Source organism: Streptomyces sp. NPDC048636, from assembly GCF_040650655.1.
GTDB lineage: Bacteria > Actinomycetota > Actinomycetes > Streptomycetales > Streptomycetaceae > Streptomyces.
The window spans coordinates 275,038-293,378 of record NZ_JBEZHR010000009.1 but is presented as its reverse complement, the minus strand read 5'-3'; the positions used below and the strand labels follow the sequence as shown (position 1 = coordinate 293,378).

18 protein-coding genes are annotated in these 18,341 nt (G+C 72.4%); 11 read left to right on the top strand and 7 right to left on the bottom strand.

What is annotated here, in order from left to right; all coding sequences use genetic code 11:
* Position 1 precedes the first annotated feature (1 nt).
* The 4 genes from AB0C66_RS24790 to AB0C66_RS24775 all read left to right on the top strand — a co-directional run bounded on the left by AB0C66_RS24790 (position 2) and on the right by AB0C66_RS24775 (position 2,602).
* Entirely contained in the window at positions 2 to 466 is a 465-nt protein-coding gene (locus AB0C66_RS24790; RefSeq protein ID WP_362442541.1) for an SRPBCC family protein, read from the top strand.
* Between the two features lie 3 nt (positions 467 to 469).
* A complete protein-coding gene (locus AB0C66_RS24785) occupies positions 470 to 814 on the top strand; it encodes a TcmI family type II polyketide cyclase (protein ID WP_362442538.1) in 345 nt (114 codons plus the stop codon).
* A 459-nt stretch (positions 815 to 1,273) separates the two neighbouring features.
* Positions 1,274 to 1,780 (top strand): hypothetical protein, encoded by a 507-nt coding sequence (locus AB0C66_RS24780; protein ID WP_362442536.1) that lies wholly within the window; start codon positions 1,274 to 1,276, stop codon positions 1,778 to 1,780.
* A gap of 96 nt (positions 1,781 to 1,876) precedes the next feature.
* Positions 1,877 to 2,602 carry a class F sortase gene (locus AB0C66_RS24775; RefSeq protein ID WP_362442533.1) on the top strand — a complete coding sequence of 242 codons (726 nt, stop codon included), beginning with the start codon at positions 1,877 to 1,879 and terminating at the stop codon, positions 2,600 to 2,602.
* A gap of 104 nt (positions 2,603 to 2,706) precedes the next feature.
* On the opposite strand, the gene AB0C66_RS24770 is transcribed toward AB0C66_RS24775, so the two are convergent.
* The 4 genes from AB0C66_RS24770 to AB0C66_RS24755 form a co-directional block, all read right to left on the bottom strand.
* Positions 2,707 to 3,750, bottom strand: coding sequence for a methyltransferase (locus tag AB0C66_RS24770; protein WP_362442531.1), 1,044 nt, complete (start codon positions 3,748 to 3,750; stop codon positions 2,707 to 2,709).
* An 11-nt stretch (positions 3,751 to 3,761) separates the two neighbouring features.
* Positions 3,762 to 4,850, bottom strand: coding sequence for a right-handed parallel beta-helix repeat-containing protein (locus AB0C66_RS24765; RefSeq protein ID WP_362442528.1), 1,089 nt, complete (start codon positions 4,848 to 4,850; stop codon positions 3,762 to 3,764).
* 72 nt (positions 4,851 to 4,922) lie between these two features.
* Positions 4,923 to 6,011, bottom strand: a complete 1,089-nt coding sequence (locus tag AB0C66_RS24760) for an MBL fold metallo-hydrolase (protein WP_362442525.1) — start codon at positions 6,009 to 6,011, stop codon at positions 4,923 to 4,925.
* A 54-nt stretch (positions 6,012 to 6,065) separates the two neighbouring features.
* Positions 6,066 to 7,283 (bottom strand): aminotransferase class I/II-fold pyridoxal phosphate-dependent enzyme, encoded by a 1,218-nt coding sequence (locus tag AB0C66_RS24755; RefSeq protein ID WP_362442523.1) that lies wholly within the window; start codon positions 7,281 to 7,283, stop codon positions 6,066 to 6,068.
* Positions 7,284 to 7,388: 105 nt separating this feature from the next.
* On the opposite strand from AB0C66_RS24755, the gene AB0C66_RS24750 reads away from it, so the two are divergent.
* A complete protein-coding gene (locus tag AB0C66_RS24750; RefSeq protein ID WP_362442520.1) occupies positions 7,389 to 7,922 on the top strand; it encodes a hemerythrin domain-containing protein in 534 nt (177 codons plus the stop codon).
* Here AB0C66_RS24750 and AB0C66_RS24745 read toward each other — a convergent pair.
* The gene (locus AB0C66_RS24745; RefSeq protein ID WP_362442517.1) at positions 7,846 to 8,634 is read right to left on the bottom strand and encodes an ANTAR domain-containing protein; all 789 of its coding nucleotides are present in this window, start codon (positions 8,632 to 8,634) and stop codon (positions 7,846 to 7,848) included. The genes AB0C66_RS24750 and AB0C66_RS24745 overlap by 77 nt on opposite strands.
* Before the next feature lie 131 nt (positions 8,635 to 8,765).
* Here AB0C66_RS24745 and AB0C66_RS24740 point away from each other — a divergent pair, with 131 nt between their 5' ends.
* Positions 8,766 to 9,941 (top strand): PAS domain-containing protein, encoded by a 1,176-nt coding sequence (locus AB0C66_RS24740; protein WP_362442514.1) that lies wholly within the window; start codon positions 8,766 to 8,768, stop codon positions 9,939 to 9,941.
* A gap of 27 nt (positions 9,942 to 9,968) precedes the next feature.
* On the opposite strand, the gene AB0C66_RS24735 is transcribed toward AB0C66_RS24740, so the two are convergent.
* Positions 9,969 to 10,763, bottom strand: a complete 795-nt coding sequence (locus AB0C66_RS24735) for a SigB/SigF/SigG family RNA polymerase sigma factor (RefSeq protein ID WP_362442511.1) — start codon at positions 10,761 to 10,763, stop codon at positions 9,969 to 9,971.
* Between the two features lie 236 nt (positions 10,764 to 10,999).
* Between AB0C66_RS24735 and AB0C66_RS24730 the strand changes: the two genes are divergently transcribed.
* The 4 genes from AB0C66_RS24730 to AB0C66_RS24715 all read left to right on the top strand — a co-directional run bounded on the left by AB0C66_RS24730 (position 11,000) and on the right by AB0C66_RS24715 (position 16,669).
* Entirely contained in the window at positions 11,000 to 11,965 is a 966-nt protein-coding gene (locus AB0C66_RS24730) for a TIGR03557 family F420-dependent LLM class oxidoreductase (RefSeq protein WP_362442509.1), read from the top strand.
* 4 nt (positions 11,966 to 11,969) lie between these two features.
* Positions 11,970 to 13,664 (top strand): thiamine pyrophosphate-requiring protein, encoded by a 1,695-nt coding sequence (locus AB0C66_RS24725; RefSeq protein WP_362442507.1) that lies wholly within the window; start codon positions 11,970 to 11,972, stop codon positions 13,662 to 13,664.
* A 360-nt stretch (positions 13,665 to 14,024) separates the two neighbouring features.
* A complete protein-coding gene (locus tag AB0C66_RS24720; protein WP_362442662.1) occupies positions 14,025 to 14,573 on the top strand; it encodes a type 1 glutamine amidotransferase domain-containing protein in 549 nt (182 codons plus the stop codon).
* Entirely contained in the window at positions 14,570 to 16,669 is a 2,100-nt protein-coding gene (locus AB0C66_RS24715) for a catalase (RefSeq protein ID WP_362442505.1), read from the top strand. Before AB0C66_RS24720 ends, AB0C66_RS24715 begins: the two co-directional genes overlap by 4 nt.
* 77 nt (positions 16,670 to 16,746) lie before the next feature.
* Here AB0C66_RS24715 and AB0C66_RS24710 read toward each other — a convergent pair whose 3' ends face one another.
* Complete coding sequence (locus AB0C66_RS24710) at positions 16,747 to 17,322, bottom strand: TIGR03086 family metal-binding protein (protein ID WP_362442502.1); 576 nt, start codon at positions 17,320 to 17,322, stop codon at positions 16,747 to 16,749.
* Between the two features lie 495 nt (positions 17,323 to 17,817).
* On the opposite strand from AB0C66_RS24710, the gene AB0C66_RS24705 reads away from it, so the two are divergent.
* Positions 17,818 to 18,201: a DUF2795 domain-containing protein gene (locus AB0C66_RS24705; RefSeq protein ID WP_362442500.1), complete on the top strand. Its 384-nt coding sequence runs from the start codon at positions 17,818 to 17,820 to the stop codon at positions 18,199 to 18,201.
* The last annotated feature ends 140 nt before the right edge of the window (positions 18,202 to 18,341 follow it).

The window sequence follows — 18,341 nt, the reverse complement described above, 5'->3', positions numbered from 1 at the left end:
GATGGCCGCCCACACCGACAACGAGATCGTGATCGCGGCTCCGCTGGACCTGGTCTGGGAGATGACCAACGATCTGGAGAACTGGCCGCAGCTGTTCAGCGAGTACGCCTCGGTGGAGGTGCTCCAGCGCAGCGGTGACACCACCACCTTCCGGCTGACCATGCACCCCGACGAGAACGGCAAGATCTGGAGCTGGGTCTCCGAGCGGGAGACGGCCCGCGATGTGCGGACCGTCTGGGCGCGCCGGGTCGAGACCGGTCCCTTCGCGTTCATGAACATCCGCTGGGAGTACGACGAGGAGCCCGACGGCACCCGGATGCGCTGGACCCAGGACTTCGAGATGAAGCCCGACGCCCCGGTCGACGACGCCGGGATGACGGAGCACATCAACCGCAACTCGAAGATCCAGATGGAGCTGATCCGGGACAAGATCGAGCAGCGCGCCCGCGCGCGGGTGGGTGCGTGAGCCATGTACCGATCCCTGATCGTCGCCCGGATGAAGGAGGACGCGGCCCCGGACATAGCCTCGGTCTTCGAGGAGTCGGACCGCGGTGAACTGCCGCACCTGATAGGGGTCAGCGGCCGCAGCCTGTTCCAGTTCGGCGATGTGTACCTGCACCTGATAGAGGCCGACCAGCCGCCGGGACCCGAGGTCGCGCGGCTGGCCGGCCATCCGGAGTTCCGCGACATCAGCGACCGGCTCGCCGCGTACGTCCAGGCGTACGACCCCGCGACCTGGCGGGAGCCGAAGGACGCGATGGCCCGCGAGTTCTACCGCTGGGAACGGGACCGGAGCGGCCCGCCCCGGAAGTGACCGGACCGGAAGGGAATACCGAGGTACGCCGAGCCCTGGGCGGGGCTCGGCGCACTGGTCTGCGGGGCCCTTCGCCCGGGGTACGGAATTCCCTGCCAACCGGTCGCGCCCGTAAGGGAATTCCATGGGCTTTCGCGTACAAGGCCCCCGGGCCCTACGAGTTCGCGCACCCGCCCTCCCCGGAATTCCCTCGCCGCCCCCGGATTTCCGTGCCGCGACACCCGCGCTGCGCTTATCGGAGCGATATCGGCCGAGAAGGTGACGCGGCATCAGCCCATTCGCGCGGCGAACGAGTGATCATTGCGCTTATCTCCACTCGGAGGGCTTAACGCCGACCAGATTGTAGGCCGCGTCAGGTGGCAGTGAGGCCCCGCGTCGCTGACGGTGGGTAAGACGCCTACGCGATCCCTTTGTCTGGCAAATAGTCAGTCATCGCGCAGGCGCCGGAAGGAATGACTCATGCGATCTACTCGCGCACTCTTCACCGGGGCGGCGATTGCCGCCACCCTGACCCTGGGCGCCCCTGCTGCCGCCGCGTTCGCCGCCGACGTCTCGGACCCGGGCGGTCACGGTGGGTACTCGAGCAGCCAGGAGTCCTCCGAGGACGAAGGCGGCCGGGGCGGCGACTCCTGGAAGGACCGCAAGCACCACGAGGAGGAGGGCAAGGAGGAGGGCAAGGACGAGGGCGGCTGGTCCGGCAAGGAGAGCAAGGAAGGCAAGGACGAGGGCCACGAGTGGTCCGGCAAGGAAGGCAAGGACGAGGGCCACGAGTGGTCCGGCAAGAAGGGCGACTGGGAGGGCGGCGACTGGAAGCACGAGAAGCCGAAGGGCGGCGTCCACACCGGCGGTGGCGGTATGGCCTCCACGGGTGGCGGCATGGCCGCGGGCTCCGTTCTGCTCCTCGGTGGCCTCGGCGCCGGCGCCTACGCCCTGCGTCGCCGTAAGCCTGCCGGTACCGCGATCTGAGCCTGATCCTTTCGTAATCCGTGCTGCCGTGGCACCTCCGCCCAGCGGTGGTGCCACGGCAGCGCTACGGAGCTTGCGAGAAAGGCACACACCTCCATGAGCAAGCAGGGCAAGCAGGGCGGCGCCGACGGCAACACCCGCGTGCTCCGGTGGGCCGCGGCCTCGGCCCTCATCGGTGTCTTCCTGATCTACAACTCCGTCGACGCCGCGTCCCAGAACACCCCGGCGGCCGGGTCCGCCACCGCCGCCCCGGCGAGCCGCCCCGCGGCCCCGGACACCGCGCCGCCGCCGATGCCGCGGCAGGAACCCTCCGAGGAGCCGACGGCCGCCCCGCAGTCCCGGCCCGGCCCCGCGCTCCCCCGCTCCCCCGCGACCCATCTGGACATCCCCTCGATCGGGGTGAGCGCGCCGTTCACCGAGCTGTCGCTGGACGCCAAGGGCACCCTGATCCCGCCGCCCGACACCGACAACAACCTGGTCGGCTGGTACAAGGACGGCCCCGCCCCCGGGGAGCGCGGCAACGCCATCGTGGCGGGACATGTGGACACCAAGATCGGCCCCGCCGTCTTCTACACGCTCAGCTCGCTCAAAGTGGGCGGCAAGGTGGACATCACCCGTGCCGACGGGATCGTCGCGACCTTCACCGTCGACAAGATCAAGACGTTCAAGAAGAACGACTTCCCGGACCAGAAGGTCTACGGGGACACCCCCAACGCCCAGCTGCGCCTGATCACTTGTGGCGGCGCCTACGACCACAACGTCAAGGACTACACCGCGAATGTGGTCGCGTTCGCCCATCTCACCACCTACCGGTGGTCCTGAGCGCCGAGCCCCGCACCACATCAGGGTGCCCGCGCCGTTGTCCACGGCGCGGGCACCCTCCCGGTGTGCCGACGGGCCTCCCGGTGTGCCGACGGGCGGCGGGCTCAGCCCGCCACCCTGCTGTCGAAGGCGTGCAGATAGCCGTTGACCGGGCTGATGTCGGTGACGATGAGCCCGGCGGCGGCCATCCGCTCCGACATGCTCTCCGTGGAGTGCTTGCGGCCGCCCACGTTCATCAGCAGGAACAGATCCATCGCCGTGGTGAAGGAGGCGGGGCTGTTGTCGACGAGGTTCTCGATGACCACGACCCGGGCGCCCGGCCGCGCGGCCTTGACCACGTTGGCGAGGGTGCGGCGGGTGCTGTCGTCGTTCCACTCCAGGATGTTCTTGATGATGTACAGATCGGCCTGGACCGGGACCTCCTGACGGCAGTCGCCGGGCAGCAGCGTGGCACGGTCGGCCAGCGCACCGCCGTCCCGCAGCCGGGGGTCGGCGCCCGCCACCACCGGCGGGAGGTCCAGCAGCGTGCCGCGCAGCGCCGGATGGCGCTCCAGCAGACCGGCCAGCACATGCCCCTGGCCGCCGCCGATGTCCACCACCTCCTTGACCCCCTCGAGGTCGAGGAAGGCGGCCACGTCCTCGGCGGACTGCCTGCTGGAGGTGGTCATCGCCCGGTCGAACACCCGGGCCGACTCCGGGGCGTCCTCGTGGAGATAGCGGAAGAAGTCCTTGCCGAAGATCTCGTCGAAGATGACACCGCCGGAGCGGACCGCCTCGTCGAGCTTCGGCCATGCCTCCCAGGTCCACGGCTCGGTGCACCACAGGGAGATATAGCGCAGGCTCTGCGGCGCGTCCTCGCGCAGCAGCCGGGAGGTGGCGGTGTGGGCGAAGCGGCCGTCCTCGGTCTCGGTGAAGATGCCGCAGCAGGCCAGGGCGCGCAGCAGCCGCCGCAGTGGATCGGGCTGGGCGTCCACGGCGGCGGCCAGTTCGCCGACGGTGGCGGGCTGCTCCCCCAGGGCGTCGGCGACGCCCAGCCGGGCGGCGGCGCGGACGGCGGCCGCGCGGGCGGCGCCGAAGGCGATCTCCCGCAGCTGCCGGGTGGCCTGCGGCGGGGTGGGCGCGGAAGGGGTGGTCCCCGTGGTGGTCATGACGCCGCCTCTCAGCACCGGCCCGCGGGCACGGAGGTCCCGCAGACGTTGTCGGTGAAGGTGTTCTCGGGACCCTTGTCCCGGTCGGCCAGATCGGCCGGTCTGTTGCCGTTCAGCACATTGCGGCTGATGGCGTTCTTGGTGTTCGGTACCCCGACGAAGCTGTTGAACAGCACCACGCCGCCCGACATGGGCGTGCGGCCGGTGTTGTTGAACACCTGGTTGCCCGTCACCGTGCTGGCCTGGGATCCGGTGAGCACGATGCCCGCGCCCTGGATGGCCGGGAGCCGGTTGCTTGCCGGGCAGAGCCGGTTGTTCTCCAGCACCGCGTTGTGCCGGAGGGTCAGCGCACCGGCGCGGGGCTTGTTCTCGTCGCCGATGACGAAGAGGCCGCCGCAGTTGCCGCTGATGATGTTCTGCTCGACGGTGAGGTTCCGCATCCGCCGGACCACCACGCCGAGGCCGTTCCCGCTCAGCCGGTTGCCCGCCACCTCGGTGCCGCGCGCGTTGATGGCACCGGCCTCATGGGTGTTGGTGTTGACGATGTGGATGCCCGACTCACGGTTGCCGCGCAGCACATTGCGGAGGAAGAGACCTCGGGTGGACATCTCCTGGCCGATGCCCTGCTGACCGTTGTTGGCGGAGGTGACCCGGCGGACCTGGAGCCGGTCGGTGTGCGAGGCCCAGATGCCGTTCTTGGGGAAGCCCCGGACCGTCAGGGACTCGATACGGACATTGGTGACGGGCCGCTGGGCCGTCCCGGTGACGCACAGTCCGTGGCCCGCCTTGCCACAGGCGTTGGCCGACGCCTTCCTCGCGGGTCTGAGGACGGTACGGGGGCCGGCGCCGCGGATGGTCAGCCGGGAGGTGGCGAGCTGGACGTTCTCCCGGTAGACACCGGGCAGCAGCCGGATGGTGTCCCCGGGCCGGGCGGTCCGCAGGGCCGTCTGGATCGACTGGCCCGGGCGGACGACATGGAGGGGTTCGGGGCCGCCGCTCGCCGCCGACCCGGTGGCCTGGGCGCTGGGGAGGGCGGCGAGTTCAAGGGCGAGGGCGGCCGCCGTGACGGCCGTGAGACAACAGAGTTTTCGTGTGCGCATGAACAGGAAGCTAGGCGGGCCCAGCACCAATCGCCACTTATGATCCGTTTGTCGGATTCACCTGAACATCCCTCATTCGAGCACGCGGGACCCGCCGATCGGCAGATCCCACAGCGCCTCGCGCGGAGCGCCGGTGGCCTCCCAGGCGGCCCGGACCCGGTGCAGCGGTTCCAGCGGCGGTTCGGCCGAGAGCAGGAAGGTGGACCAGTGCATGGGCACCAGCGCCCGTGCCCCCAGATCCCCGAACGCCCGTACGGCCTCCTCCGGATCGGTGTGCACCGGCCGCAGCATCCAGCGCGGGTCGTAGGCGCCGATGGGCAACAGCGCCAGGTCGATACCGGGGTAACGGCGGCCGATCTCCTGGAACCAGTGGCCGTAGCCGGTGTCCCCGGCGAAGTACACCCGCTGTCCGTCCGGCCCGGTGAGCACCCAGCCGCCCCACAGCGAACGGCAGGTGTCGGTGAGGGTGCGCTTGCTCCAGTGGTGGGCGGGGACGAAGTCGAACCGGACCGGGCCGCCCTCACCGGCGAGTTCGGCCGCTTCCCACCAGTCCAGCTCGGTCACCCGGGTGAAGCGACGGGTGCGGAACCACCCGGCGAGACCGGCGGGGACGAACAGCGGGGTGTCACGGGGCAGCCGCTTGAGGGTGGGCGCGTCCAGATGGTCGTAGTGGTTGTGGCTGATGACCACCGCGTCCACCGGCGGCAGGTCCTCCCAGCGGACCCCGGGCGGGGTGACCCGGGCCGGGGTGCCCAGGATCCGGCGCGCCCAGACCGGGTCGGTCAGCACGGTGAGCCCGCCGATCCGGACCACCCAGCTGGCGTGCCCGACCCAGGTGAGCGCGGTCTGACCGGGTCCGGTCAACGGCAGCGGACCGGGTGCGAAGGGAAGTTCGGAGATCTCACGGAGCGCCTCGACGGGCGGCCGCAGCCGCCCCTCGCGGGCCAGCCGGGCGATGGCCCGCACCCCGGGCAGCGGCGAGGTCAGCCGGTGGACGAACGACCGCGGCCAGCTGCGCGCCTCGCCGAGCGGGCGCGGCGCGGACAGCGGCGGCACGGACGGCGCCGGGGCCCGGGCCGGACGGGAGCGACCGGAGGCGGCGGGCGCCTCGCGGCGCCGCTCGGCCGGTTCCGGCTCGGCCTGCTCGGCGTGGTCGGTCATGGCGTGGACTCCCTTCCCTCGGTGGGACGCCCGCACGGCACCGCCGCGGGCGCGTCAGCCACCGTCCTCGATCAGCGCCCGGAAGGCCGTGTCGAAGGCAGCCAACGCCCCCTTCACATGCGGAAGTTCCAGGGGGTCGGTGGCGTCGAGCGCCCGCTGCCGCTCCTCGTCGCCCGTCCCGAGCAGCGGCAGTGTGGACAGCCGGACCCGCAGCGTGTGCGGAGGGTCGCCGAAGCGGTGGCCGCCCGCCACGGCGCGGCCGATCCGCGCGCTCAGCCCGCGCTCCAGCTCCACCGAGTCGGTGATGTTCCGGGCGGCCAGCGCCCCGCGCAGTTCGTCGAGGTCGGCGTAGAGATGGCGGCCGGCCTGGGGCGGGCGGCACAGCGCGCCCATGGCGGTCAGCGAGCGGTAGACCGCGGCGGCCACCGCGCCATGTGCCCGGGCCGCGGCGGCCGTACGGGCGCGCACCGGCGGGGGCTCGTCCAGGGCGTAACCGGAGGCCGCGGCCACGGGGGCGGGCAGTCCGGAGCGTACGGCGGTGAGCAGGGACAGCACCCGGGCCCGTAGCTCCACCCCGCGGTCGGTGGCCGGGAAGCGGGCGATGGCGGTGGGCCATCCGGCCGGGGTGAACGCGCCGACGAGATCGGAGAGCACGATCACATGATCGGGGCTCATCTCGGCCGGGCTGAGCAGCACCGTGCCGTGCGGATGGTGGAGGGTGTCCCGCCAGGTCTCATCGCTGACGATCAGCAGTCCCTCGGCCACGGCCGCCTCGCACACCTCGTGCATCAGCTCGGGCGGCGCCACCGTACCGGTCGGGTCGTCGGCCACCGACAGCAGCAGCAGCCGCGGCCGCCCGTCCTCGGCGCGGATCCGGCGGACGGTCTCCAGCAGGGCGAACGGATCGGGCAGTCCACCGCACTCGGCCGGGACGGGCGCGTGATAGGCGCGCCGGTCCACCAGCCGCACCAGCGGCGCGTACCAGGCGGCACACGGCCGGGGCAGCAGCACATCGCCGCCGGAGGCCGAGGCCAGCAGGGCGAGCAGCAGCGGTTCGGCGCCGGGGGCGACCACCACATGCGCCGGATCGGTCCACAGCCCGCGCCGCGACCAGTAGCCGCAGGCGGCGTCGCGCAGCTCGGCCGAGCCGCCGACCGGCTCCGGGGCGGTGCGGTCCACCGCTCCGGCGAAGCGCTCGGCCAGCTCGGGGAGGACGGGCAGACCTCCGTCGTCCCGGTCCGCCGGAGCCGGTGCGGTCCACTGCCGCTGCATTCGTCCACACCTCCGCCTGGCTGCCCCCGGAAACCGTGCTGACCCGTCCACCTTCGCAGATCTCCGGCATCGTTTCGCGGGACCGGGCCGGGGGACCCGGGCGCCATGACAGCGATGCCCGAACCGCGCGATGTGGTGGAACTGCTCACCGCGGACCACCGTCAGGTACAGGAACTCTTCGAGGGGTACCGGACGGCCGGGGACCCGGGAGAGCGACGGCGGCTCGTGGAGCGGATCACCGTGGAGGTGGTGCGGCACTCGGTCGCCGAGGAGACCCATCTGTATCCGACGGTACGCACCGCCCTGCCGGACGGCGACCAGGTCGCGGACGAGGAGATGGAGGAGCTGTCCGAGGCCGAACGGCTGCTGGCCGAGCTGGACGCGCTGGACCCCCGGGACCGGGAGTTCGACCCGCTGGTACGGCGGCTGATGGACGTGGTGTCCATGCATATCCGCGGTGAGGAGGATCTGGTCTTCCCCGAGCTGCGGGAACGGCTCACCGCCGAGGAACTGCTGGCCCTGGGGCTGCGGGTGGGGGAGACGACGGCCGTGGCGCCGCCGCTCAGCCCGGAGGGTCCTGGTCCGGGGCGGACCCTCGCCGATCGCGTCCGGGAGCAGCTGACCGGCCGAGGGCGATGAGGTCCTTCTCCAGCCCGCGGCCCCGGGTGCGCACCACCCTCCCGGCCAGCTCGGTGAGCTTGCGGTTGGTCCGCTGGGAGGTCCGGCGCAGCAGGTCGAACGCCTGGTCCGGATCGCAGCCCAGGACATGCATGACGATGCCGCACGCCTGGTCGACCACCGGGCGGGAGCGCAGCGCCGCGTCCAGCTGGTCGACCTGGGCGAGGGCGTCGCGGTAGAGGCGGTCGCGGGCCAGGCTCTCGGTGGCCAGATCGCCGAGGAGTTCGGTGCAGCCGCGGGCGGCCTCCTCCAGGGGCCCGGGGCGCAGCCCGTAGAGCGAAACGGTCACCTTCAGCCCGTCGCATGCGAAGGGCAGGGTGGCGGTGGACCGGATGCCCGCGTCCAGCGCGAGGGCCCGGAAGCGCGGCCAGCGGGTGTCGCGCAGCAGATCGTCGGCGCCGACCGGACACCCGCCGTCCTGGGCCTCGGGGATCGGACCCGCACCCGTGCTCAGCTGCACCGAGACCAGTGGGGACAGATCGGGATGGGTGGCCGCCGTGACCGGGCCGCCGTCCTGGGCCTCGGGCCCGTCCGGCGCGGCGCTGGCGGTGGCGGCGGCCCCGCATCCGCCGGGGGTGAGGGCGAGGGCCTGCTCGGCGAGATCGGCCAGACCGCGGCCGAGGAACGGCGCGTCGGTCTGACAGGGCGGGCGGCTGTGGCTGCGGTCCGGCATCGCCCGTCCCTTCGTCTCCTTACGTGACCGTGGCCACGGGGCCGCGGTCACTACGGTGCGGCTTCCCTGGGCGAGGTGCCGAAAACCAGGCTGGGGACGTGGACCGGGGACCCTCACGCTACGGTGTGGCCATGACCGGGGCGCAGGAGTTCGGCGCGGAGCTCACAGACTTCCGCAGACGGGTCGAGGAACTGAGAAACGCGCGGGCCCTTCCCGCGCAGGAGCGGCTGTCCGTCCTGGACGCCGCTCTTTTCGAGCTTCAGCACGTGGTGGACGTACTGGTACCGCGCCTGGAGGAGCAGACCCCGGCGGGGCGCGCCCCGGACGGGGCCCGGTCCCACCCCCGGGAGCAGCAGCTGCTGCGGTCGCTGTTCCAGCAGCTGCCGGTGGCGGTGGTGCTGCTGGACCGGGAGGCCGTCGTACGGCGGATGAACGAGGCGGCCGCGCAGCTGTTCCACACCCGGGCGGGGTACGCCACCGGGCGCCCGCTGACGTCGTCGCTGCGGCGGGACGGCCAGGCGGCGCTGCGCTCGCAGGTGGCGGCGGTGGCCCGGGGCGAGGGCGGCCGGAGTCTGGCGGTGCGGCTCTCACAGCCCTCCGCGGAGGGCGAGGAGGTACGGGTGACCCTGGCGGAGCTGCGGGCGCCGGGCGAACCGCATCCCACGGTGCTGGCGGCCTTCCACCCCGGGGTCCCCGCCCGGACCGGCGGTGCGCAGGAGCGGGAGCCCCGGCCGGGGCCGGACCTGGCGGAGGTGACCCGCCATGCCGAGCTGCTGGACCTGGTCGACGACATGACCGCGGCGCTGCTGGAGGGCGCGGCGTCGGCCGACGGCGGTCCGGAGGCGGTGCTGGCGCGGGCCGCGGAGGTGCTGCACGGCCGCTTCGCGGACTGGGTGATCGCCGATCTGGCGCCGGAGGACCCCTCCGGGGCGCCGCGCCGGGTGCTGGCGCTCGGCCCGCCGGAGGCGGTGGGCGAGAGGACGGCGTCCCTGGCCGAACAGGACCCGGCGGACTGCCCGCTGGTGGTCGACGCCCTGGAGGACGGGGTGTCGGCGCTGCGGGTGTCCCCGCCGGACGCGGACGCCTTCGGCCAGGACGCGGCCGGGGCGCCGGTGCTGGTCCGCGAGGAGGTGACCTCGCTGTTGTGCATACCCCTGCGCACCTCGCCCACCGAACCGGTCCGGGGTGCGCTGACGCTGTTCCGCGCGGGCGGGCGGAGCGCCTTCGCGATGGCGGAGGCGGGGGCGGCGGACCGGGTCGGCCGCCATATCGCGCTGGCGCTGCGGCGTCCCAAGCCCGAATCCTGAACGCCGGGGGCGAAGTCGGGCGGGGGCTCAGGCCGCGTCGGCTCCGGCCTCTTCACCCAGCTTGGCGCAGGTGCGGGAGATGAGCCGGGAGACATGCATCTGGGAGAGGCCCAGCCGGTCGGCGATCCGGCTCTGGGTCTCGTCGCAGAAGAACCGCAGATAAAGGATCTCCCGCTCGCGGTCGGGAAGGGCCCGCAGCCGGGGCCGCACGGATTCGCGCTGGATCACCCGCTCGTACGAGGGCTCGGTCGCCCCGAGGGTGTCGATCAGCGCGTATCCGTCGTCGGCGCCGTGCAGTTCGGCGTCCAGGGAGAGGGTGGAGAAGCTGCCCAGGGCCTCCATGCCGATACGGACGTCCTCCTCGCTCATCCCGGTGTGGGCGGCGATCTCGGCGGCGCCGGGGACCCGGTCGTCCGGGGTACGGGCCAGCTCCCGGGCGGCGGTGCGCACCCGGTTGCGCAGCTCCTGCACCCGGCGCGGGACATGCAGTCCCCACAGATGGTCGCGGAAGTGCCGTTTGACCTCGCCGATCACGGTCGGTACGGCGTAGCTCGCGAAGGCTGAACCCCGGTCGGGGTCGTACCGCCGGACCGCCTTGACCAAGCCCACCATGGCGACCTGGCGCAGATCCTCGGTCGTCTCGCCGCGGTTGCGGAACTGGAGCGCCAGCCGTTCGGCCATCGGCATCCAGGCCCGGACCACCTCTTCCCGCAGGGCCTCTTTGGCGGGGCCGTCGGAGAGGGCGGCGATCCGGTGGAAGGCGGCGTCGGTGTCGGGGGCGTCGTCGTGCGGATGTCGGGGCCGTGCTCGTACGGATGTCATGCGCCGGTGTCTCCCTTGAGCTATGGTCGGATCACCAAAAGGAGCAAAACCGGACAGAGTCGGCGACCAGATACGACACGCCTTTCGCAGCCAGGCTGCTCCATGGCGTGCCTCCGGTCCGAAGCACAGTTGTGCGCCTGCCCGTCGCGAGCCCCGCCAAACCAGGCCGAACCAGGTTTTCTTCCCGGCATTCCCCGGCTTTCCGTCGCACCGGCTGCCCGCCTCGAGGAGGGCTTATGACCGAGTACGGCTACTTCCTGGCCGCCGAAGAACATGGACCCGCCGCACTCGTCGAACAGGCCCGGATGGCGGAGCAGGCCGGATTCAGCGCCCTGTGGATCTCCGACCACTACCACCCCTGGACCGGGGCCCAGGGCCAGAGCCCCTTCGTCTGGTCGGTCATCGGCGCGCTCGCCCAGGCCACCAGCCTGCCCGTGCAGACCGCGGTCACCTGCCCCACCTTCCGTATCCACCCCGCCGTCGTCGCCCAGGCCGCGGCGACCAGCGCGGTGCTGCTGGAGGGCCGGTTCCGGCTGGGCGTGGGCACCGGTGAGGCGCTCAACGAGCATGTGCTGGGCGGTCCATGGCCCCAGACGTCGATCCGTCTGGAGATGCTGGAGGAAGCCGTCTCGGTGATGCGCCAGCTCCTGGACGGCAATGAGGTCAGCCACCACGGCAAGCACTACACGGTGGAGCACGCCCGGCTGTACACCCTGCCCGAGGAGCCGGTGCCGATCGATATCGCCGCCTCCGGCCCGGCCGCCGCGGAGCTGGCCGGACGGGTCGGCGACGGCTTCATCACGATGGCCCCGGACGAGGACAACGTGGCGCGGTTCCGGCGCGGCAGCGGGGCGAGCGGCAACTCCAAACCGGTGCGCGGCGGGCTCAAGGTGTGCTGGGGCACCGACCCCTACGAGACGCTGCGCACCGCCCACCGGCTGTGGCCGAACCTGGGCCTCCCCGGGGAGCTGGCCCAACTGCTGCCCACCCCGGCCCTGTTCGAGCAGGCCGCCGAGCTCGTCACCCCCGAACAGCTGGCGGCCCGGGTGACCTGCGGCGACGACCCCGAGGCGCACACCCAGGCGCTCGCCGCGTACGCCGAGGCCGGTTTCGACACCGTCTACGTCAACCAGATCGGCCCCGACCAGCGGGGTTTCTTCGACTTCTACCGCACCAAAGTGCTGCCGCAGCTGCCGGGTTGAGGCCATGACCGGGAACGTGGCCGACCGACTCCTCGCCCGGCTCGGTGAGTGGGGTGTGCGCCATGTCTTCGGCTGCCCCGGTGAGGGCATCGGCGGACTGCTCGCGGCCTGGGAACGGACGGCGGACGAGCCGCGGTTCATCCGGTCCCGGCACGCGGAGCTGTCCGCCCTGGAGGCCGTCGGCTACGCCAAGTTCAGCGGTCGGCTGGGGGTGTGCGCGGCACCCTCCGGCGCGGGCGCGGTCCGGCTGCTGGGCGGGCTGTACGACGCCAAGCTGGACCACGTCCCGGTGGTGGCGCTGGTCGGGCAGGCCCCCCGCAGCGCGATGGGCGGCTCGTACCAGCGGGAGGTGGAGCTGCCCGGTCTGTTCAAGGACGTCGCCTCCGCGTTCCTGGAGACCGTGACCGTGCCCGAGCAACTGCCCAATGTGCTGGACCGGGCGATCCGCACCGCCTATGCCCGGCGCGCCCCCACCGCCGTGATCGTCCCGGCCGATGTCCAGGAGCTGGAGTACGCCCCGCCCGGCCACGCGGCCGCGATGGTGCCCTCCAGCCTGGACCGCGGCGGCTGGTCCGCGGTGCCGTCCGCGGCCGCCCTGGAGCGGGCCGCGGACGTGCTCAACGCGGGCGACCGGGTGGCCGTGCTGATCGGCCAGGGCGCGGCGCGGGCGGGCGCCGAGGTCCGGCGGGTGGCCGAACGGCTCGGCGCGGGTGTGGCCAAGGCGCTGCTCGGACTGGACGCGCTCGGCGATGAACTCCCCTATGTGACCGGGCCGATCGGCCCGCTGGGCACCCGCCCGTCCTACGAGCTGATGCGGGACTGCGACACCCTGCTGACCATCGGCTCCAGCTTTCCGTACAGCCAGTACCTGCCCGAAAGCGGCACCGTACGGGCGGTTCAGATCGATCTCGACCCCCATATGATCGGGCTGCGCTATCCGTACGAGGTCAATCTGGTCGGCGACGCCCGGGAGACCCTGCTGCGGCTGCTGCCCCTGCTGCACCCTACGGAGTCGCGCGGCTGGCAGGAGGGGATCGTCGCGGCCGTCCAGCGGTGGCGCGGGGTGCTCGACCACCGCGCGGCGCTGCCCGCCGACCCCATCAACCCCGCGTATGTCGCCCATTGCCTGGATCCGTTGCTGCCCCCGGACACCCTCGTCACCTGCGACTCCGGCTCCGTCACCCACTGGTACGCACAGCATCTGCGGATGCGCGGCACACTGCGCGGCTCGCTGTCGGGCACCCTCGGCGCGGCGGGCTGCGCCGTCCCCTACGCGATCGGGGCGAAGTTCGCCCACCCCGAACGGCCGGTGGTGGCGCTGGCCGGGGACGGCGCGATGCGGATGAACGGCCTGGCCGAGCTGATCACGGCGGCCGCGTACCGCGACAGCTGGGAGGATCCCCGGCTGGTCATCGGCGTCTGGGGCGATCAGGACCTCGACCCGGTGCCGTGGGAGCGCGGGGCCGCGGACGGCGGGCCGTCGCACACCCTCCCCGAGGTGCGCTGCGCGGCGTTCGCCGAGTCCCTCGGGCTGACCGGAATCCTGGTGGAGAAGGCCGGGGAGGTGGACCCGGCGTGGCGCGCGGCGCTGGCCGCGGACGGCCCGGTGGTGGTGGAGTTCCGCACCGACCCGGGGATGGCGCCGCTCCCGCCGGAGACCGGCTGGGCGGAGCTGGAGGCTCCGGCGGAGGGCCCATGACGGGCCGATCGGCGCGGCCCCTGCCCACGTGGCCGCATGCGTGCCCCCCTCCGCGCCACCTAAAATGGCCTCACGATCATGCGCGCATCGAGTCCGCGCTCTTCGCGGGCGCCCTGGACCCGAGCGGCGGGTCGGTGCGGCCGGGTGCGGGCGGCGCACCGGGCTGAGCTTCCAGCGGCTGACCGCCTCCGGCGCATCGCTCCCTGTGAACGGGCCCGGGCCCGTCCTCGCCGCCGCGTCCCACGCCCGGTGATCGCGCACCTCACGGACCTCACGCATCCGGTATTCCCGGTTTCGTCCGCTGCCCCGCGGGCTACCCGCTGCCGGACGCATGGAACCCGAGGGAAGGACGTGACAACGATGAAGGTCGCCTTTCTCGTGGCCCCGGAGGGCATCGAGCAGGTGGAGCTCACCGATCCCTGGCAGGCGGTGCGGGACGCCGGGGGTACGCCCCGGCTGGTGTCCACCCGGCCGGGCCGCGTCCAGGCCTTCCACCACCTCGACAAGGCGGACACCTTCGAGGTCGACCGGGTGGTCAAGGATGTGAAGGTCGGGGAGTACGACGCGCTCGTCCTGCCCGGCGGGGTGGCCAACCCCGATCTGCTGCGGCTGGACGACCACGCCGTGGCCTTCGTCAAGGGCTTCTTCGAGGCGGGCAAACCGGTGGCCGCCATCTGTCACGCCCCCTGGACGCTGGTGGAGGCGGACGTCGTACGCGGCCGCACCCTCACCTCGTGGCCGAGCCTGCGCACCGACATCACCAACGCGGGCGGGAAGTGGGTGGACGAGCAGGTCAGCGTCTGCACCAGCGGCCCCAACACGCTGATCACCAGCCGCAGGCCGGACGACCTCAATGCCTTCGACGAGGCGTTCGTGGAGGAGTTCACGAAGAAGGGGGCCTCACCATGACGGACGACCGCAAGGAGCGCCAGCGCGAGGCGTACCGGGCCGCCGACCCCGTCGAGGGGCCCCTGACCACCGACCAGGGCGTGGCGGTCGACCACACCGACGATTCGCTGTCCACGGGTGAACGCGGCCCCACGCTGATGGAGGACTTCCACTTCCGCGAGAAGCTGACGCACTTCGACCATGAGCGGATCCCGGAGCGGGTGGTGCACGCCCGGGGCGCGGGGGCCTACGGCTACTTCGAACCGTATGAATCCTGTGCGGAGTTCACCCGCGCCGCCTTCCTCCAGGACCCATCGGTGCGCACCCCGGTCTTCGTACGGTTCTCGACCGTGCAGGGGCCGCGCGGTTCGGCCGATACCGTCCGGGACGTCCGGGGGTTCGCGACCAAGTTCTATACCTCGGAGGGCAATTACGACCTGGTCGGCAACAATATGCCGGTCTTCTTCATCCAGGACGGCATCAAATTCCCCGATTTCGTACATGCGCTCAAACCCGAACCGCAGAACGAGATTCCCACCGGCGCGTCCGCCCATGACACGCTCTGGGATTTTGTCTCGCTCCAGCCCGAGACCCTGCACATGATCATGTGGCTGATGTCGGACCGGGCGATTCCGCGCAGCTACCGGATGATGCAGGGGTTCGGGGTGCACACCTTCCGCTTCGTCAACGCGCGCGGCAAGGGCACCTTCGTCAAATTCCACTGGAAGCCCAAGCTCGGGGTGCACTCGCTGGTGTGGGACGAGGCCCAGGAATGCCAGGGCCGGGACCCGGACTTCAACCGGCGCGATCTCTGGACGGCGATCGAGGCGGGCGAGTACCCGGAGTACGAACTCGGCGTACAACTGGTGCCGGAGGAGGACGAGTTCACCTTCGACTTCGATCTGCTCGACGCCACGAAGATCATTCCGGAGGAGCAGGTGCCGGTACGGCCGATCGGCCGGATGGTGCTGGACCGCAATCCGCACAACTTCTTCGCCGAGACCGAACAGGTCGCCTTCCACACCGCGAATGTGGTCCCGGGGATCGACTTCACCAACGACCCGCTGCTCCAGGCCCGCAACTTCTCCTATCTGGACACCCAGCTGATCCGGCTGGGCGGTCCCAACTTCGCGCAGCTGCCGGTCAACCAGCCGGTGGCCCCGGTCCGTACCAACCAGCGCGACGGCTACCACCAGAGCGCGATCCACACCGGTACCGCCTACTCCCCCAACTCGCTGGGCGGCGGCTGCCCGGCCATCGCGGGACCGGACGGCTATGCCTTCTCCCACTACGCGGAGCGGGTCGACGGCGCCAAGATCCGCAAGCGCAGCGCCAGCTTCAAGGACCACTACAGCCAGGCGGCGCTGTTCTGGAACAGCATGAGCGAGTGGGAGCGGCGGCATATCGTCGACGCCTTCCGCTTCGAGCTGGGCAAGGTGGCGACGGTGGAGATCCGGCGGCGGACCGTCGGCGAGCTGGCGCATATCGACTACGCCCTGGCGACCACGGTCGCCGAGGGCATCGGGGTCCCGATGCCCGAGCCCGGCGGCAACGACCACAAGCCGCTGGCCTCCCCCGCGCTCAGCCTCGACAATCTGCGCGGTGACCACTCCATCCGCACCCGGCTGATCGCGGTGCTGGTCACCGACGGGGTGGACACCGTCCAGCTCGGCCAGGCGAAGGAGGGGCTGTCCGCGCAGGGCGCCGTGGTGGAGGCCCTGGCCTCGCACGACGGCACCGTACGGGGCAGCGACGGCGAGGACTGTCCGGTGGACCGCGCACTGCCGACCGTCGCCTCGGTGCTCTACGACGCGGTGCTGCTGCCCGGCGGCCCGGCCGGGACCCCGGACGTGTCGTCCGACAGCACGGCGATGCGGTTCGTCCGGGACGCGTACCGGCACGGCAAGCCGATCGGCGCGCTGGGCTCGGGGGTGGGGATCCTGGCGGCGCTGGAGCCGGAGGGGCTGCACATCGCCTCGGGCCACGGCCATGTGTGCGCGGACCGCGGGGTGGTCACGGAGACCACGACGGGTGCGGCGAGCGAGGAGTTCACCCGGGCCTTCACGGAGGCCATCGCCGACCACCGCCACTGGGACCGGCCCCCGGCGCGCTGCTGACGTCACCGGGATCCGCGAGCCCGGCACGGGCCCCGTGCCGGGCCGGTGGGCGTCGCCAGGCCGCGCGGGGGACGTCGCTAGGCCTCGCGGCCGAGGAGGGCCAGCAGCTTGGTCTGCGCGTCGGCGCCGGGCGGCGGTTCCACCGGAGGGCCGAACAGCCCGCTCTCCTCCAGATCGGCGGCGTACGGCGCGACCTCGCGCACCGAGAAGTCGACCAGCGGCTTCGGGATCCGCTCGTCCGCGCCGATGGCCCGGGCCAGGTCCCACGCGTGCACGGCCGCGTCCGCCGTCATCTGGGCGCAGTAGTGCGCGGCCGGGGTCTCCCCGAAGGAGAGGTCCACCGTCCGGTCGAGGGAGCCGGGCTCGAGGAAGGCCGCGCGGGCGTCGGCCGCGGCCGCGTCCCAGGTGGCGACGGGGTCGTCGCCCAGCAGATCGCCCTCGAGGGCTTCGCCCTGGTCGGCGAGGCTGGAGCCGTCCCGTACCAGCGGCGGCACCCACATCTGCTCGACGGCGAGGTGGTTCACCAGGTCACGTACGGTCCACTCGGCGCAGGGCGTCGGGGCGGTCCACTGGTCGGGGGTGATCGCGTGCACCCGCTCGCTGAACAGATCCAGGGCCTCGGTGTACCGGGCCAGCAGCGGTTGATCAGCCATGGACGGTGCTCCTCGTCGTGCCGCCCCCGACGGCGGACGAGCGCCGCCGCCCGCCCCGGCATCGCGAGGGCGAACAGCAGCCGCCCGACCTCGGGTGGACCGATGTATCAGTCATACGCGCCGGGTACCCATGGGCCACCGCCGCTAACAGCCGCTGACACCGGGCCGGGCGCCCCGCGCGCGCACAGGGCCACGGCGCCGGGCGCGGGCCCCTGATCTCCCACGCCCGGCGCCGCTCCTCACTCCCTGCGGGCCGCTCGGCCGGCCTCCGGGTCCCCCTCCGGCCGGCGGCCAAACCTGCCGCGATCATGCCGCCATCATCAGCCGCGCCCAATTGGCGGAACCTCGTGTTGATGCCGCGCGGGCGGGTACGCAAGGGGCACGGCGGGATGGCCGGAACGGTCGATACCGCCCAACGGGGACGAAACGATCGCTCAGACCGCGGGGCCATCGACCAGCCCGAGGTGAGACGGACCCGCCAGGAAGGGGACCGACATGCAGCGAGGCAGCAACCGGGTGAGCGTCCGCAGGGACGATGAGATGAAGCACGAACTCCAGGGCCTGATCCGTTCCGGACACCCGACGCGGGTGGAGGAGTGGCACGACCCGGAGCCCGCCGCCGATGACGACCCGCCGGTGATGACCGGACCGATCCCCTCCCCCGGGACCGGTGGCGAGGCGGAGGCCGTGCGGTTCGAGTTCGCCCGGCGTCTGGGACGTACCACCTTCCCCGCGGAGCGCGGCACCGTGCTGCGCGCCCTGGAGGAGCGGCACGCCCCGGACCGGCTGATCGCCCTCGCCGAGGACCTGCCCCCGGACCGCACCTACCACACGGTCGGGGAGGTGGTCTCGGCGCTGGGCCTGCACCCCGGGGCGTAGCGCACCGCCGGGAGACCGGCGGAGAACCGACAGCAGACTGCTCGCGGGGGGAGGGGCGACCGCCCCTCCCCTTTCGCGGCCCTGACCGCATGGTGAGACGCTACTCTCGCGATACGAGACGGCGATCTAGGGTGGAGCCA